The organism is Candidatus Latescibacterota bacterium (assembly GCA_019038625.1).
Taxonomy (GTDB): Bacteria; Krumholzibacteriota; Krumholzibacteriia; order Krumholzibacteriales; family Krumholzibacteriaceae; genus JAGLYV01.
Genome location: JAHOYU010000252.1, coordinates 1 through 16,650, shown reverse-complemented (window position 1 = coordinate 16,650; position 16,650 = coordinate 1). Strand labels below are relative to the sequence as shown.

Sequence of the window (16,650 nt, the reverse complement as noted above, 5' to 3'; positions counted from 1 at the left end):
ACAACACGCTGCTCATGAGCAGCAGTCCCGCCCCAGCCACATATCCCCAGCCCCTGCGCCGCAGAAGGAGGTACCCGCTGATAACCAGAGCTGGACAGCCGACCACCAGATCATTGATTATCTGGATGAGCGCCATTCGTTCTGGACGTACCTGGTTGATGATCGCGGTGCCGATCTGGACTGCCACCCATGCGATGACCAGAACACCTATACCAAACAGAATGCCCCCGGTCGATCTTGCTGGTACGGCGCCATCGAGCCGATGTCGCACTGCTTCGCTGTCGATGCTGGAAACGATGGCGATAATCAAATATGCGCTTAATACGATCTGTATGATGTGAGGAATGAGCATCCAGTTCATCGGTATGCCCATATAACTCGTGTAAATATACAGTACGTATAATAGTGCCCCGGGCCAGCAGAGCAGCCCCCCCAGCCTGCCTCTTCTAGCAAGATACATCGACACAAGCAGGATCGGCAGCCCGACAACGATATTGAGAAGGTCTGTAGAAACAAACCCGACTAACAGTTCATCCGTCGGATACATCACATCTCTGAATATGATGCCCGCGGCTGAAGCCAGGAGCATAATGACAGCAACGATGAACGAGATCAGATATTCCCGCGCAAGACTGCGCTTTAAGGGTAAGGAGTCGAAATTGGATCTCGGCATACCGGCCTTCCTGTTAAATGCACATATGGTCAAATGTCTCAGGTCCTTCCGTTCCTGCCTGGAACTCTACTCCTGATCACTTGAACTACAAAGAAAAAACCGGCTGCCAGGCATGTGGACTGGTCCCAGGCATTATGGCGCCCGTCCTTACAATATCCTGGTTTCTGTTTAATGCATCAAATTTCGGTCCTCCTGTACATGAGGAAAAGATAAGTCCGTTTATTCTTCCATCACTTAATGGCGAGTTAATTGTTTTCCCTGAACTGATGGTTATTGACCATGGGATGGAGGATCAGTCTTTCCTTGTTTAACACAAATATTGGCAGATTTGTCAGGTAATCATCCCGGCACTTAACGTTTTATCAAAGAAAGGTCATGCTTTTGCAAAAGGACACAATATCACTCCACTCTGTCAGTAAAAAGTACGGTGATTTTGAAGCGGTCAGAGACGTATCTTTCAATGTAAGGGCGGGAACTATAACCGGATTGATCGGACCAAATGGTGCCGGAAAAACAACCATTATCCGGATGATCGGCACATTATTGAAACCTGATAAAGGCGATATCCTCGTTGATGGGATCAATAACATATCATCGCCAAATGAAACCCGGAGGAAAATCGGCTTGTTACCCGAAAATCCCGGGTTTTACAAAAAATTGAGTGTCTATGAAAACATTCAGTTTTTTCATCTTTTTATGAGATCTCTGACGTTAAAAAACAGATATTAAAATATATCGAAATGTTTGATTTAAAGGAAAAGACAGATGTCCCGACAGCCAAACTCTCCAAAGGCATGAAAGCAAAGTTATCACTTATCAAAGCATTAATACACGATCCTGCAGCCGTGATCCTGGATGAACCTTTCAACGGACTTGATCCAGATTCCAGAATATCTTTAAAGAAGACCCTGGTTGAACTTCGAAACAAGGGCAAAGGGATATTGCTCAGTAGTCATGAACTTTTTGAAGTCGAGACTCTCTGCGACAGAGTCGTTCTTGTCGATAAGGGACGCGTTCTCGCCGACGAATCCATTCAAAACTCAGAGAGAGATTCGATGACAATGGAGTGCCGACTCTGGAATATATCTATTCATCCTTGCGGCAATCTGCAAAGAATTAATAATGTTGCCTACGATCTTAATGGCCTGAAACGGACACACCCGACCCACAACTTTCTACTTCAGTAAGGGCTCAAGCCTGACCTAGAGGAATTCCAGGAATTGACCGGCATAGTAGAGCGGAAGAAAGGTTAATTTCTGTTCTGGAATCTCACCATACTCCCTGGTTGAAAATACTATCCCTCCGGGACAATCGGGAAAAGTATTCAATGCCAGGTGGAGACTCTTTAAAGATCCGGAGCTTCCACTCTTCACCTCGATGGGATAGATCTTCCCTTTCACAGTGACAATGTAGTCTATTTCGGCTGTACTGCTTTTTGCGCTTCTGGCCCAATAATGAAGATCTCCACCAGTAGATGCCGCCAGTTCCTGCCCCACATACTGTTCCGCAAGAGCCCCGCGATACAGATTCATCAAGTCGGGTTCTGCTATTTCATTCTCTATCGAGATTCCACTTAATAGTTGCCAGACACCGATATCCAACATAATGGCCTTGAATTTTCGAGAAGAACTCTGCACATCCAGAGGAAGCTCCAGCTTTCCTACCGATGAGACCTTATTGATCATTCTCGCCCTCACCAGTAACTCAAATGCCTTCCTGATCGTTGGGTGAGAGAAGGAGTTGGAAAGGCCGGAGTAGGCCAGTTGATTCCCTATGCTCCTGGAAGTATTGGCAAACACCTCATCCAGGCAATCTTTATTGGAGTGAGTGGCGTATTTTCCAAAATCATCTTTAAAGGAGTGGATAAGCTCTTTATGGATTTTAAATGGTTCCATCAGGCTGCCGGTCTGGTAAAAGGTTTTGACACTCTCCGGCATTCCTCCGACAAGGAAATATGTTTTCAATTCCTGGAGCAGCAAAGTGTGGATCGGTTCTTGTAATTTTTCAGGCCTGGATCGAATGATCTCCACCGCCCTGTCGTTTTCCCCCGCTTCCAGATATTCTAAAAAAGACATAGGCGCCATATGCAGATACTGGATCCTGCCGACAGGAAAGGATATCTCACCCAGGGCGAACTCCAGAAGCGAACCTGCTGCAATGACATGTAGCTCCGGCATCTCCTCATAGAAATACCGAAGAGACATGAGCGCCCTCGGACAACTCTGAATCTCATCGAGGAACAGCAATGTTTTCCCCGAAGTGATCCTCGTGTTCATCAGTACCTCAATACTCCGAACAATGACCGCAGGATCCAGATCCCCATCAAACAGAGAGTGAAAATTACGGTTTTTCTCCAGATCCATGTGAACAGTATTTTCAAAATGTTCTGATCCCAGCGATTTTACACTCCAGGTTTTTCCTACCTGCCGGGCTCCCCTCAAAATGAGAGGTTTTCTCCTGCCGCTGTCCTTCCATTCCAGAAGTTGTTTTTCAATCTGCCGTTTCATTATTCACCCCTTTCAATCCCTGCTATCCCTATTATACTCCTGTTATTTCAAAACACAAGGGTATTTTAAAACTATTCCTTTCATATTCACAGGTAATTTTGCCAAGAAGGAATCAATCCAAGAACTGCCTGGCCATCATTCTGTGATGTGTTTTACTCGCTACAAGTCATATCAGGATTGAGACTCTGCTGTGCAGGCTATTCCAGCAGCCCCCATTCCTCGAATATCACATCGGCGATCTGGTTCGCCTTGTCATGGTCGAAAAACCAGAGGGGGAAACCCATGTGGACACTCGGTGCGGCAACAGCCTGGCCGGCGGCCACTTCAGGCAGGACATCTTCATATTTCGTCACCCAGATGGCGATTGTCTGATGATGCATCGGAGAGAGGATGTTCATCGATCTCATCCTGTACATCGGATGGAAGTCCGTCTGGTCCGTGAGGAATTTGAAATCCATCCAGTATTGCGGGTTATAGACCTCGACGTAAAAGAATCCTCTATCACGTATATTAAAGAAACACCATGGGCAATCGGTGATCTCGTCCCATAGTTCAAGAGTCGCTGGAAGGTCCGGGTGGGCCAGGGTCAAAGGGTCGCTTTCGTCACTGTACGCATCGTACAGCGCATCCCTGTCCACACTCCTGCGCACACCGGGAGGCATCTCTTCACCGGTACAAAATCTCCCAACAACACCGTCCACGACCGTGACTCCATAATCCCTGTACGGCATCGGATCGATAGTGAAATCCCCGCTGACCGGGCATTCCACGCTCACCGGCAGACATATATCGTCCGAATGCACTTTACGCAGACCACCGGGCCTCCCGAGCGTCCATATATGTCCCCCCTGCGCCATGAACATCGGCAGGAAATTGATAAGTGAATTTCTATCCGACCGCCGGAGTATATTCTCCCACGCGCTGCGACTCGAAATGGAATAGGTCCATATCACATTCTTGTAATGAGATAGAAGTTCAACTGTAGGTGGTTCATTGTTATTCTCCATGACATCATAGATATCGATGCCCGGGTCGAACCCTGCGTTCCTTGAGCAGAGTCCCTCCCAGAACAGATCGTGCTCATCCTCTGTGGGCATAGTCCTCATCGGAAATGGTTCGGGCGCACCCAGCAGATCGTCTATCCACAACAGATCGCGCTCCATAGTCATCGGAATAAAATCAAAGATGAAGGTGACCGAACTTATAAGCCCGATATCATCGATCACCTCGACAGTCAGCCGATGCTCTCCGCTCTCGAACATCACCTGGGGAGTCTCATTTACCATGGTAAACGGCTTGGCCCATTTCTCCGGATCGGGGACGTCCCACCCAAACCTGTATCCCGCGACTCTGCGGCCGTAGAATTCCGCGTCTCCTTCGAAGCTGAACTTGTACGGGCATCCACCGGGCAGCTCAATTAACGGACTTCCCGGGACGATGTATGGAAAATAGAATAAAGATGTATATTGCGCGAGATCTCCCAGAAAATTGTCCTCGCTGATCATGAACCACGGCCCATCCCGAAACTTGTACCGGCAGTCGAAAATGACCGCGTTGTGGCCATCGATGAATTCTTCCGTCACCTTGCCGTCCTTCGCCCTTGCCTGTACGGCGAAGACATGCATGGATGGAGGACCCCCGGGCATCCCAGGCTCGAGTTCACTTTCAAGGCGGACGGCATTACCTCCGGACCAGTTACAGGACATCCATCGCGACCACAGGCCCTCGAATCTTTCAGGATTCTCGCTAAGGTCGGTCAGCACGTCGTAATCATACGCAATGGGCATGATGAGGTATCTGGTCATTACGATATCGCATGGCGTGTCGCTGACCCATTCGAAATCGACGATACTTGTCAGGCCCCAGATTGCTTCGAGGTCAGGAAAAGTGATCGCCACGCTCGGGTCGGTGTCGCAGATCGGTACATCACCTCTTACCGGATCCTCACTGTCGCAGCCTGAAGCCGCGCAGAGCACCACTGCAACAAACATCACTATCGTGAAGGTTCTCATCGCAATCCCCCTTGCCTTACGGTGGGTCCGTTTGGAACAGGTGGAGCAGGACTTCTTTTGCATCTATCTGGTGATGATTAAATATAATTCGTCAGGTGGATGATGTCAAACAGAGGGGCGTTGTCTCCGGGACTCTCCGCGCCGGCGACATCCACCTTTCCCCCAAAGCAATTTCCCGAGAACTAATTATCACTGATTCCGTATAAAGAGATAAGGACTTAACGTTCTTCGGAAAGATTCGGATAATCATGGAACCTTACAGTTCAAATACATCTACTCCATTCATTCTTTCAGTCGAGGAAGTATCATGAACCGTTTTTTGCTCATCTTCAGCTATTTAAAGATCGGATTCCGGTATCTGCGAAAAGATAAAGGCTTCGCGTTTACGAACGTAGTGGGCCTGACCATCGGGATGACTTTATGTCTTCTGATCGTCATCGGCCTGATGTGGGAAATGAGCTATGACAAGTTTCATGAAAACGCGGACAGGCTCTACCGGGTGACCGGATACGAGGTCGAGCACGATAATCATCTCACCAGAACGGTGGCTCCTGTCGGGCCGGTGCTCAAAAGCGATTACCCGGAGATTGTGGAAACAGCGAGATATACCGGGATCGGAGAGCTGCTCTTTCAGAATGGAGACAGGTCCTTTTACGAGTCGGCCGTCGCCGCGGACCGATCTCTTTTCGATATCTGCTCGTTTCCGATCATAGCGGGAGACAGGGAAACCGTATTGACGGAAACGAATACTATACTGATCGACGAGACAACCGCGGAAAAGCTCTTCGGAGAGACCGACCCCGTTGGGAAGACGATCCTCATGGACAGCGATCACCATCTGACCGTATGTGGTGTCTTTGAGGACATTCCAGATGCCTCGACCTACAGGTTCAGCGCCGTTCTTCCATGGTCCTTCCTGGACAATGTCGAAGGATTTCAGGAAGACAGGTGGGAAGATCACAGCATTTATACCTTTGTACTGCTAGGCGAGAATGCCGTGGAAGAGGATGTCGAAGCCAAGATAATCAACGTGTTCAACGATAATAACGACGAATACCGGGTCGATCTAGCCCTGCAGTCCTTCAACGATATTCACCTTAACGCGAACATCAACGGCCCCAGTTTCTTCTTCGTCATCTTCATGTTCACCTTTATCGGGCTTTTCATACTCCTTATTTCGTGCATCAACTTCGTCAACCTGTCGACAGCGCGTTCGTCGTTCAGATTCAAGGAGATCGGCGTGCGAAAGGTCATCGGCGGAACGAGGAATGACATAATCCTCCAGTTTTTCGGCGAATCCTTTATCGTAGTATTCGTCTCGTTCATACTTTCATTGACACTGACGAAAATCGCCCTGGACGCGTTCCATAACGCGACTGGAAAATATTTCTCGCTGAACGTATTAAATAATCCGACACTGCTCCTGTTCATGCTCGGCATCCTGTTGTTCACGGGGCTGGCCGCGGGTTGTTACCCGGCTCTTCACCTTTCCTCATTCGCGCCCTCGGACGTGATCAAAGGTTCTCACCAGACCGGCAAGAAGAGCCAGAGGTTCAGAAGGGTACTTGTCACTACGCAATTCACGGCATCGATCATATTTATCATCTTCGCTATGGTCTCGACCAGACAGGCCGAGTATATCTTCGATTACGACAAGGGATGGAACAGCGAGAACATCGTCCATATACCGCTGCGAAGCGACAATCGTGCGGAGTACGAAATCCTGAAGTCCGAACTGATCGAAAACCCGCAGATCGAGAACGTTACCGCCGGATACTTCCTTCCTACCAACTACAGCAACACCTCAGGTGTGATCTGGCCCGGAAAAGATCCTCAGAAGACACAATATGTAGCCTTCAATCTCGTCGATTTCGACTATGCCGAGACCTTCAAGATCGAGATGGCCCGGGGCAGAAGCTTTTCAAAAGACGAGATGGACGGCCCAGCTTCCTACATAATCAACGAGACCTTAGCTCGGATGATAGGCACCGAGCCGATCCTCGGCTCCGAGATAACGGTCTGGGATAATCCCGGCAGGGTAGTAGGCGTAACGAAAGATTTCAACTACCGCACCCTGAAGATCGGCGTCGACCCGATGGTGATGATGCTCCGCGATGAAACGGCGATGAACCACATGATAGTCAGACTCGACCCCGGCTACGACGGCTCGACCCTGGAATATATCTCAGCCACCTGGAAAGACGTGCTTCCGAATATTCCATACGAGTACTCCTTTATCGACGACGACATATACTCGCAGTATAACGACGAGGACATAATGGGCAAATTCATGAAGGGGATTTCCATAGCGGCTCTCTTCATGACCTGCTCCGGGCTTGTCGGGTTGATTACGTTCATGACCGAGAGAAAGAAGAAGGAGATAGGCTTAAGAAAGATCCACGGCGCCTCTGCTACCCAGATCGTCAGGCTGATTTCGAAGGAATTCCTCGTACTCGTGACGATCTCGAACGTTATCGCCTGGCCAATCGCCTACCTGATGATCAAGGCGTATCTCGAGAGTTACGCTGTCAGAACGCATATAGGTATGGGAGCGTTCATCTTCGCCGGAGTGACTACGATCCTGATAGCTTTTCTAACGATCAGCTACCGGTCGATAAAAGCGGCTCACGCAAATCCGGTGGAGGCGTTAAGGTATGAATAGCACCCTCGACCGCGCTGGCTTGCGAGGGTAACAGGTTCATTATCCCTTAACAGCAATGCCCACGGGTCCGGCGCAGAATACTTATGATCAACCGTAGCAAGTCACTCTTCCGGTTCCAGGATCTGCCATACGTCGAAGATGACATCGGCTATCGAATCGACCTGGGCCCTGTTGAAGTACCAGAGCGGGACTCCGAAATGCACGCTTGGAGCGGCGACGTTCGTCCCTCCCGGTGTCACGACGTCGGCATATCTGGTCGTCCAGAACGCGATCGTCTGAAGGTCGAGCACCGATCGGTCCAGCCTGGCCTTCATGCGGTATAGAGGGTGGAAACAGTCCTGCGAGACGAGCCTGTTGAACCTCATCCAGTATTCGGGATCGTAGACCTCCACGAACTTGAATCCCTGCACGGCGGGGTCGAAGAACATACCGGGCTGGGTCACCATCTCCCACAATTCGAGCTTGTCCGGCAGGCCGGGATACATGACCGTCAGGGGGTCGCTGTTATCCACGACCGCGTAGGACATCGCGTCCAGGTCCCGGGTCCGGTTGAAGGGGATCCAGTCCTTGATCGAAGCGTCGACCTTGTCGAGGACGGTGACACAGAACTGCTGATACGGCAGAGACAAGAGCCCCTCCGTACTGTTGCAGTTGAAGTGCGCGTCGAAAAGATCGCACTCAAGGTTACACGGATATTGCCTGAACCTGTTCGAAAGGACCGCACCCAGCCCCCCGGTCCGCTGAGGCCCTCCCGCTGTCCACAGGTGTCCCCCGTAGGACATGTAGTATGGAATGAAGTTGATGAATTCGGTGAACCCGTACCTGATAAGGCGGGTCCAGACGCTCCCCTGTTCCCAGTCCACGGCCGGACTGTATAACCAGATGACGTTTTTGTACTTGAAGATAAGATCCATCGGAGGCGGCATGAAAGCGTTCTGGGCAATGTCAAAGATGTCTCTCGAAGGAACGAACGAAGGGACCCTGACGCAGATATCCCTCCAGAACCGGTCATGTTCGGCCTCGGTCGGATAAGCGTAGATAGTCTGCGTGAAATTATTCGAGGGGAAATCGTCCACGAGTAAAAGATCGTTCTCCATTATTATCGGTATGATATCGATCTCTATCGCGCATATGGTCGAGATACCGAGGTTGTCGGTGACTTCTATATAGAGGGTGTGGATGCCAGAATAGAAGATCTTGGGGCGGGCGAAGAGAAGATTCGGCACGGGCAGAGTCTCCCATTCGGCAGGATCGGAAAAATCGCTTATGTCCCATCCGTACCTGTAAGTCGACACTATCGCTCCGTAATGACTGGCATCGGCGGTCCATCGGAAGTTCATCTCGAATCCCGGCGGTACGTCGATCATCACCGGATCGAGATTATACCCGAGAAAGGAGTATGTCCCCAGATAATCTTCGAATACGCTGAGTAGAGGGCCGGTCGGGGTCCTCACCATGAAGACCCTGACGTTGGTCCTCTTGTCGAAGACCGAGGATATGGCGCCCGCTTCATCCTTGGCCTGTACGGCGAAGATGTAAGATCTTCCAGGGGGCATTATCTCGTCGTCACCCAGGATCGTGCTCAAGCCGGAATCCCCCGGAGCCTCGGTCGACCACCACTTGCCCCAGAGATCCTCGAACATCCCGGGAAACTCGTTCAGATCCCTCAGGATAGTCGAATAGAACTGCGTCCACATGAACCTGATCGAGTCCACGTCCTGGAAATGCCAGGGAGCGTCCACCGGATCCTTTCCGAACCATTTGAAATGGATGACGGGACTGAGCATCTGGACGCCCACGTCGGGATTGATGTTGACCGGGTCGGTAATGAATACGTGCGGCGCTATCGTCCACGCGTTGAACGAACGATGAAGAGTCTCGGACACACCCCCCCTGTCGTCAACCGCCCTGATAAAGAATGTATGCGTCTTATCAAATAAAGCGTAGAGCGCGCTGTTTATCGTCACGACCCTGTCGAACTCGTCGGCGGAGGCCATTATCAACGTATCGAGGGAACGGGTCATGGTCCACTTGTCCGCGCCGGTCGTATCCGCAGGATCGAAACCGACGGGATCTCCTTCCACCATGGCGATCTCGAAGTATTCGACCCTTCCGTCGAGATCGTTGGCTATCCAGTAGAAATGGATGTTGTACTGGATCGAGTCTCCTTCAAGTGGTCCGTTGGTCAGTTCTACCATCGGCAGATGGTTCTCCTCGTACTCCCCCGTGTAGGGGGACTGTTCTGAACATCCGGCCCACAGAAAGGCGCAGAGAAAGAACGTTATTATGATACGGCGCCTTATCATCTTATTCCTTATTCCTGTCTTTTCATCTTCAACGTATGACCACGAACTTTCCTATAGTCCTCTCGAAACGGCCGTCTTCCGGTTCGACGGCGAATATATATACTCCGCTTGTCACATCCTGCCCGTTCCTCGACACGAGGTTCCAGACGACGGTCCCGTCGCCCCCGCTCCCGTCATGCCGAAGGACGACGACGAGGTCGCCCGAGACGGTGTATATCCTTACCGTGTTTCTACAGGCAGGAAGGTTTCTCAGCTCGACCTTTACCCCTGACGCGTCATTGTTGACAGGGCCGAGCTGCCAGGGGGACAGATTCTCCTTCGTGACCGGATTCGGGACCGCGTAGACTTCTTCCCTGTCGTATCGATCCGCATCCTGGGCTGCCGATCTCGCTTCCACGTACGCGAAGTTAGAGGAAGGAGAAGAGTACCTGCCTACACTTGCGGGACCAGCGTATCCCAGGTCGTGATCGTAAGAAACAACCGAGTAAAAACAGGGCATTCCGTTCTTGGCGAATTCGTCGATAAATTTATAGTACTGCCTGCCCCCTTCGAACTTCAGCCTCGCCCTCGCGACCGCTTCCAGCGTGTCGCACTCCTCTCCGGTGAGTCCCGGCGGACAGGATACGGTATCGAGAGGTTCGTACAGCAGGACCTCTTCGAACGCCCTGATCAAGATATCCCTCTCCTCGAGATGAAGGAGCGGTGTATACTGCCACCCTCCCTGGTTGAAGGGCTTCTTGAAATCGATGTTGGGCATCACCCCGTTGACCAGATCCCTTCCTTCGATCAACCCCCACAGATCCGATTCGGGGCCGTTCTTACTGCTGCTCCCCAGGGGGCGGTGCCAGCCTTCGGCGCGCCATATCTGGTACCCCTCGAAATCACATATTCCCGATATGATGTCCGGAGTGGTCTCGCTGAGATCGTCCCAGAAAATGGTCACCTTTCCGTCACCGGGGAGGACCCTCATGTTGGGTGGTGGGGGCGCTCCACCGACTATCCAGTTGAGCCGATGTTCTTTGCCATCCACCCCGGTCTGGTAACTTCTAAAGGAGATATTCCTGTCCCGGTAACAGATCGGATGATTGAAAGTATACTTCTCCCTCCTGCAGTCGATATTCGACCATATCGTATCGTACTTCGTAATATCCAGCTCCTCAGGGATACCATCGCAGTGGTCTGGATCCCAGCGGTCGAGAGGTCCGACCATCGGTGATTCACGCCCTCGCACTCCCGTTTCAGGATCGCCGTCGAGGTCATAGAAGACACCCTCGTAGATGAACTGGGCCGCCGCGGCATGGTTGCGTAGTTCGTCCAGATCCGCCCCGGCGACAAAGGCGAGATCGACATGAACTGATCCGCCGAAGGGGATCACGTAGAATGGCCCGATACTTATGAGGATCCTGTAATCCCCCGGAATAGTCGTATTCTCGTCGAACCCGCGCCGGGATAGCGTCTCGTACCTTTCGAAATCGTTCGTCGGCTCTCCCCCGTTCGCGTAAGGCTGGAGGCCCCGGAATATGTGGAAGGAATTGAAGCTGAAGTACGGGTAATGCGACTCGTTCCCCTCAGCGACAGGATGCGTATGTCCCAGGATGGCGATGCCGAAATACCCCGTCGTCCTGCCGTCGTCGCCGTCGTCGTCAAAGACGTACGCTATGCTTATGTCGACGGGATATTCGCCGTTACCCCTCGGTGTGCACCATTCCCCCCTCCACAATCCGACCTGATCGTCCATGTGATACCCCCCCCTGTCACGCGGTCCAGCGTCTATATCGGCATATAGCCCTATATAGGTATTGACGAGATTATGGAATCCCCAGTTAGTGACAGTGTAGCGGGCGGCAATGAAATCGTTGTATATCTCCTCGCCCCACTGAAATGTCTCCTGCCGTACGGATATTTCGAGCGGTTCATGCTCGGGCCAGAGCCGCCTCGTGAACGGCTGGTTGTCGGTGAACTCGCAACAGAACATCTGGTTGCCGAACGCGGCGAAATCCTCGTCGATCTTCCCGTCGTTATCGTCGTCTATGCCGTTGAGCCTGTCCTCGTCGACACGCCCGTCACGGTCGTCGTCGGCGAACATCGGGTAATGGCTTCCCCTCAGGTCGCCCTCGTACGTTTCGTATATAGTGTGCTGATAGCCCGGCTTCGGCCGGAACTCGTCCTGGGGGTAGCCCGTCGAGACGGACGGAAGACCGCTTCGCTCGGCTCCGACCCAGATACCGGCGGCGTAAAGGTACTCTATCCCCGAACCTGCCGGGTACTGGGCCGATGGGACTTCACGCATGGGAAAGTTACTGTTCGGCATCGAGCCGATGATACCCCAGTTGGTGATATTCATCTGAAGGGCGCCGACGTTGTGGACGTAGGTTCCGTCTATCACCGGGACCTGGTCGATCGGCCGGTCTTTCGAGGACAGCGGCTGCGTGCGGTCTGAAGCGGTTACCCGTATCGAATGGATGGTGAAAAACGCCGCGATGATTACGAAACCGGAAACCAGACCGTTCAGCCGGTTCCATTTCCGTTGCATACTATTTCTCCGTTACCCGCGGATCCTGAAAGGATTACCGGCGCCGCTTATACGACCGGCATCCTTCCGGGGGCCTATTATACGCCAATCAGCCCGTTTATGCAAAATGAATATCGGACTTCCTGTGGTTAATTACGATATATCTGGCAGATACGGAGATCCCGGAGAGAACGGCGATCCGGGCGCTTTCTAGCGGGCTCATGAGATCTTGTCGCCCGGTCACAGGCCTATTGCGCTATCCCCCATTCTTCGAAGATCACGTCGGCGATCTGACCGGCCTGCTCCCGGTCGAAGAACCATAGCGGGAAGCCCATGTGAACACTCCGGGCCGGGACGGCCACACCCATCACGACTTGAGGGACCACGTCCTGATACTTCGTGATCCAGATCGCTATCGTTTCGTCATACAGAGCAGAGGTTATGCTCATCGACCGAAGCCTGTACATCGGATGAAAATCGGGCTGGCTCTGGACACCCACCCAGTCCATCCAGTATGCGGGATCATAGACCTCGACATACAAGAATCCCCTATCGCGAAGATTGAAAAAACAGTAAGAACAGTCGGTAATCTCATCCCAGAGCCTCAACGTATCCGGCAACCCGGGATACGCCAGCGTAACAGGATCGCTCCCGTCCAGCACGGCGATCCGCATCGCGTCCCTCAAGACTGTACGGGGGGAAGCAGGATAATCGTCCCCGAAGCAGAAATCTCCGTAGACCGCATCTACGGCTGTCACGCCGTAATCCCTGTATGGCATTGGATCGACGAGATAACCTCCCGTCGGGGGGTATTCCACACTGGCTGGCAGACATTTTCCAGGCTCCAGGGCCGCCTTCAGTCCGCTCGGTCTACCGAGCGTCCAGACATGCCCCCCCTTCGCCATGATGTACGGCAGCATGTTGGCGAAGTTCGCAGCCAGCTCGGGGCGGAGCATCTTGCTGAACGCAGATTGGGTATTGCTGGAGTAGGTCCAGATTATGTTCTTGTACCGTGACAGGAGCTCCATCGGTGGTGGCTCGTAATTGTTGGCCTGAACGTCATATATATCGATTGCCGGATCGAATCCAGGGGCCTTTGAACAGAGATGCTCCCAGAACTCGTCATGTTCACTTTCCAACGGCATCGTCCGAGCCGGATTCGGCGCCTCATAAGAGGGAAAATCGTCTATCCACAGCAGGTCGCGCTCCATCGTCCACTGAACGAACTCGAACTCGAACGTTACCATCGAGACCAGGTCAAATTCATCTTTCACCTCGAATGTCAACGCATGCGTCCCGCTGGGGAAATCGAATTGCCGGACATCGGGATATTTCGTGAACGGCCTGTCCCAGTTGCATGGATCGGGAACATTCCATCCGATCCTGTACCCTGCGATCCTGCCCCCATAAAAATCCGCAACACCCTCGACACGAAGTTCCAGGTTGGAATTGCCCGGCACAATCATATATGCCCTCGAGTACAAACATGAGTAAAAAGAGAACCTCAGGAAAGCCGACAAGTCGCCGAGATAATTATCCTCGAAAAGCTTCAGGGTCGGTCCGTCCCGCCTGGTTTCGCAGTCGAATATCCTGGCGTTACGGCCATCCTCGAACTCGCCGGTGACCGTACCGTCCTCCGACTTCGCCTGCACGGCGAACAGGTGCCAGTCTTCCGTATTGAGATAGCCACCTGAGTACCCGGGGACCAGTTCGTCTTCGAGCCGCACCGAATTGCCCCTGTACTCTGTGGAATAGGGTATCCATTCTGACCATAGCTCTTCGCAGTTCTCGGGATCGTCGTTCAGGGCTGTGAGTGCTGAATCTCCATCGGATACCGGTGCTATCAGGTACCGCGTTGCGACAACGTCACATTCGCCGCCTTCGATCCACTCGAAATCGACTATATGAGCGAGTTTGTCGGATACCTCCGGATCAGGAAACGTTATCAGGACAGATGGATCAGAACCGCATTCAGGCGGTTCCTCCTCCGAGATCAATGGATCTTCCCCTTCGCAACCAGGATTCACACAGAGCACAGCCGCAAAGATCATCATGATAAATCTTGTCCTCATAATGCTACCCCCTACTCTCCGGCATGAATACAGGATCAGGTGGAGAAGCTCGTTCAGCAATGCTGTTAGAGTCGATAAAATATAACAACCACCCCGCATAGCGTCAAAGAGAATGACTATGATAAAATTATCCTTTTGCGACAATGGCAAACTCACCGGATGCCGGATCGAACGGCGTGCCCGCCACGTCTGAGAAGAAGGTGTCGACCTTCAGACCTGCTGCAACGAACTCTTCGGTGAGGCTCTGCCTGTCGAAATACTGAAGCCAGTTGTATACCGTCCGCGTGCGAGCCTCTTCGACGACCGTGTACTTGTCGAGCATCACCTTTTCTTCTTCGTATTTGAAAGTGTTGACGAATCCCCAGTATTTGTCGGGAGACCAGAAGCCGAAGAGCTGGTTGAGCTCATAAGAGGCCGATTCCTCACGTTGAGCGAATGCACCCAGCGAGTAAACGTCGAGAAGGATCGCTCCACCCGGGTTGAGGATAGATCTGAACTTTTTCAACATGATCGCCCTCTGACCGGGGCTCAACGCACAGAAATCACACATGATCATGATGACCAGGTCGAAGCGATCCTCAGTCTCGAAATCGAGATAATTCTCGTTCACGTACCTGATGTTCAGCTTCTCCTCTGCAGCGGTCTTCCGCGCGTACTCTATCGAGTTCGATGAGAAATCTATTCCGGTCACGGAAGCCTGCGCCCTGGCGAGCCGCGACGTGTACAGTCCCGGGCCGCAGCCGAAATCCGCGATCCTCACACCGGGCCCTACGTCGAAGTGTTCGATTATCCATTCTACCGAGCGTTCTATGAACGCTCTATTTCTCGAAGACAGGTCTACATCTTCGTTCAGATGATACATCAGCATCTGACCGGCTGTGTGTTCTTCCGCCCAGAGTTCGTCAGCCGTGTAGAATTCGAAAGGTCTGGGACGTTCGTTTATAGACACTAGTTTATTAAACATGTGTATAGTTCTCCTTGAAAAATGGATATCAGAGTTTTGAAATTCAGCCTTATGTAGATGATTCTATAGCATGACAGACATTATACATCTAAGCAGGCGATCTGGAAAGAGGTAAGTTCTTCGCCGATCCCGCTCGCCGGGAAATGAAGGTCGCAGGCAGTGATTATCACCGTGACAATTGACAAATCCGATTGAAATGCTAGATTAATACTATGCAAACGTTTTGTGCATTATCCAGGAAAAAGCTTATCCGCGCTGCAGTATTGATATCGATCATCTTGTCGCTACCAGTTCTGATCGGTGCTGGGGAGAATGATCATCTGCCAATTGTCGAACTGCGTGTGCCAGACACAGCTCCGGTGGTCCGGCTGGAGGAGATAAGGCAATATATTGCTGAGAACGGATTAGAATGGGAGGCGGGTCTGACTCCCAAGGCATTACTTCCGGTGGAAGACAAGATGCGACTCCTGGGGAATCTGATAGTGCCGGGACTTGGCGGGCCCGTGATAAACATGGTTCCGGGCGCGCTCCCCGATCAGCTCGACTGGAGGAACTTTGGGGGCAGAGATGTGATGACTCCGGTCAAAGATCAGGGCACGTGTGGGGGCTGCTCCGCTTTCGCGGCACTGGGCACTGTCGAAGCGGCTTTCAAGTTTACCCACGGGGAGGAGCTCGATCTCAGCGAGCAGCATCTGATCGCGAACGGACGGATCTGCTGTGATCAATGTGGTGACTGTGATGGGGGCTGGTCGGACAGCTCTTTCACTTTCATAATCTTGAATGGTATCCTCGACGAAGCAAGTATGCCTTTCGATGACACGAATGTCACGTGCCGGGCCGCTTCCGACTGGCAGGATCATGTCCAGTATCCCCTCGATCACTATTTCAAGATAGAGCCGGACGGCCGGGAAGCATATATGCAGGCCCTGGTAGACTACGGCC

Annotated in this window: 11 protein-coding genes; 4 read left to right on the top strand and 7 right to left on the bottom strand. The window is 52.1% G+C overall.

From position 1 onward, the window contains the following. On the bottom strand, positions 1-673 hold a 673-nt coding region (locus KOO63_16130), incomplete at its 3' end, for a hypothetical protein (protein ID MBU8923345.1). A gap of 375 nt (positions 674-1,048) precedes the next feature. Here KOO63_16130 and KOO63_16125 point away from each other — a divergent pair. Both KOO63_16125 and KOO63_16120 read left to right on the top strand, forming a co-directional pair. Then, positions 1,049-1,402, top strand: coding sequence for an ATP-binding cassette domain-containing protein (locus KOO63_16125; protein ID MBU8923344.1), 354 nt, complete (start codon positions 1,049-1,051; stop codon positions 1,400-1,402). Between the two features lie 11 nt (positions 1,403-1,413). Next, complete coding sequence (locus KOO63_16120; GenBank protein ID MBU8923343.1) at positions 1,414-1,860, top strand: AAA family ATPase; 447 nt, start codon at positions 1,414-1,416, stop codon at positions 1,858-1,860. 15 nt (positions 1,861-1,875) lie between these two features. Here the strand turns inward: KOO63_16120 and KOO63_16115 are convergent, their stop codons facing one another. Next, positions 1,876-3,180 carry an AAA family ATPase gene (locus KOO63_16115; GenBank protein MBU8923342.1) on the bottom strand — a complete coding sequence of 435 codons (1,305 nt, stop codon included), beginning with the start codon at positions 3,178-3,180 and terminating at the stop codon, positions 1,876-1,878. A 197-nt stretch (positions 3,181-3,377) separates the two neighbouring features. After that, the gene (locus KOO63_16110) at positions 3,378-5,192 is read right to left on the bottom strand and encodes a hypothetical protein (protein MBU8923341.1); all 1,815 of its coding nucleotides are present in this window, start codon (positions 5,190-5,192) and stop codon (positions 3,378-3,380) included. Positions 5,193-5,499: 307 nt separating this feature from the next. On the opposite strand from KOO63_16110, the gene KOO63_16105 reads away from it, so the two are divergent. After that, a complete protein-coding gene (locus KOO63_16105) occupies positions 5,500-7,854 on the top strand; it encodes an ABC transporter permease (GenBank protein MBU8923340.1) in 2,355 nt (784 codons plus the stop codon). Between the two features lie 101 nt (positions 7,855-7,955). On the opposite strand, the gene KOO63_16100 is transcribed toward KOO63_16105, so the two are convergent. The 4 genes from KOO63_16100 to KOO63_16085 form a co-directional block, all read right to left on the bottom strand. Further along, positions 7,956-10,160 (bottom strand): hypothetical protein, encoded by a 2,205-nt coding sequence (locus KOO63_16100; GenBank protein MBU8923339.1) that lies wholly within the window; start codon positions 10,158-10,160, stop codon positions 7,956-7,958. A gap of 28 nt (positions 10,161-10,188) precedes the next feature. Beyond that, on the bottom strand, positions 10,189-12,693 hold the full coding sequence (locus KOO63_16095; GenBank protein MBU8923338.1) for a hypothetical protein: 2,505 nt from the start codon (positions 12,691-12,693) through the stop codon (positions 10,189-10,191). 227 nt (positions 12,694-12,920) lie between these two features. Beyond that, complete coding sequence (locus tag KOO63_16090; GenBank protein ID MBU8923337.1) at positions 12,921-14,744, bottom strand: hypothetical protein; 1,824 nt, start codon at positions 14,742-14,744, stop codon at positions 12,921-12,923. 127 nt (positions 14,745-14,871) lie between these two features. After that, positions 14,872-15,708, bottom strand: a complete 837-nt coding sequence (locus KOO63_16085; GenBank protein MBU8923336.1) for a methyltransferase domain-containing protein — start codon at positions 15,706-15,708, stop codon at positions 14,872-14,874. Positions 15,709-15,920: 212 nt separating this feature from the next. On the opposite strand from KOO63_16085, the gene KOO63_16080 reads away from it, so the two are divergent. Further along, positions 15,921-16,650, top strand: a 730-nt coding sequence (locus KOO63_16080; protein MBU8923335.1) for a hypothetical protein, incomplete at its 3' end; no start/stop codon positions are given.

Coding starts and splice junctions, on each gene's coding strand:
- KOO63_16090 (MBU8923337.1), bottom strand. CDS start 14,744: ATGAGGACAAGATTTATCATGATGATCTTTGCGGCTGTGCTCTGTGTG.
- KOO63_16105 (MBU8923340.1), top strand. CDS start 5,500: ATGAACCGTTTTTTGCTCATCTTCAGCTATTTAAAGATCGGATTCCGG.
- KOO63_16085 (MBU8923336.1), bottom strand. CDS start 15,708: ATGTTTAATAAACTAGTGTCTATAAACGAACGTCCCAGACCTTTCGAA.
- KOO63_16110 (MBU8923341.1), bottom strand. CDS start 5,192: ATGAGAACCTTCACGATAGTGATGTTTGTTGCAGTGGTGCTCTGCGCG.
- KOO63_16125 (MBU8923344.1), top strand. CDS start 1,049: ATGCTTTTGCAAAAGGACACAATATCACTCCACTCTGTCAGTAAAAAG.
- KOO63_16095 (MBU8923338.1), bottom strand. CDS start 12,693: ATGCAACGGAAATGGAACCGGCTGAACGGTCTGGTTTCCGGTTTCGTA.
- KOO63_16100 (MBU8923339.1), bottom strand. CDS start 10,160: ATGATAAGGCGCCGTATCATAATAACGTTCTTTCTCTGCGCCTTTCTG.
- KOO63_16120 (MBU8923343.1), top strand. CDS start 1,414: ATGTTTGATTTAAAGGAAAAGACAGATGTCCCGACAGCCAAACTCTCC.
- KOO63_16115 (MBU8923342.1), bottom strand. CDS start 3,180: ATGAAACGGCAGATTGAAAAACAACTTCTGGAATGGAAGGACAGCGGC.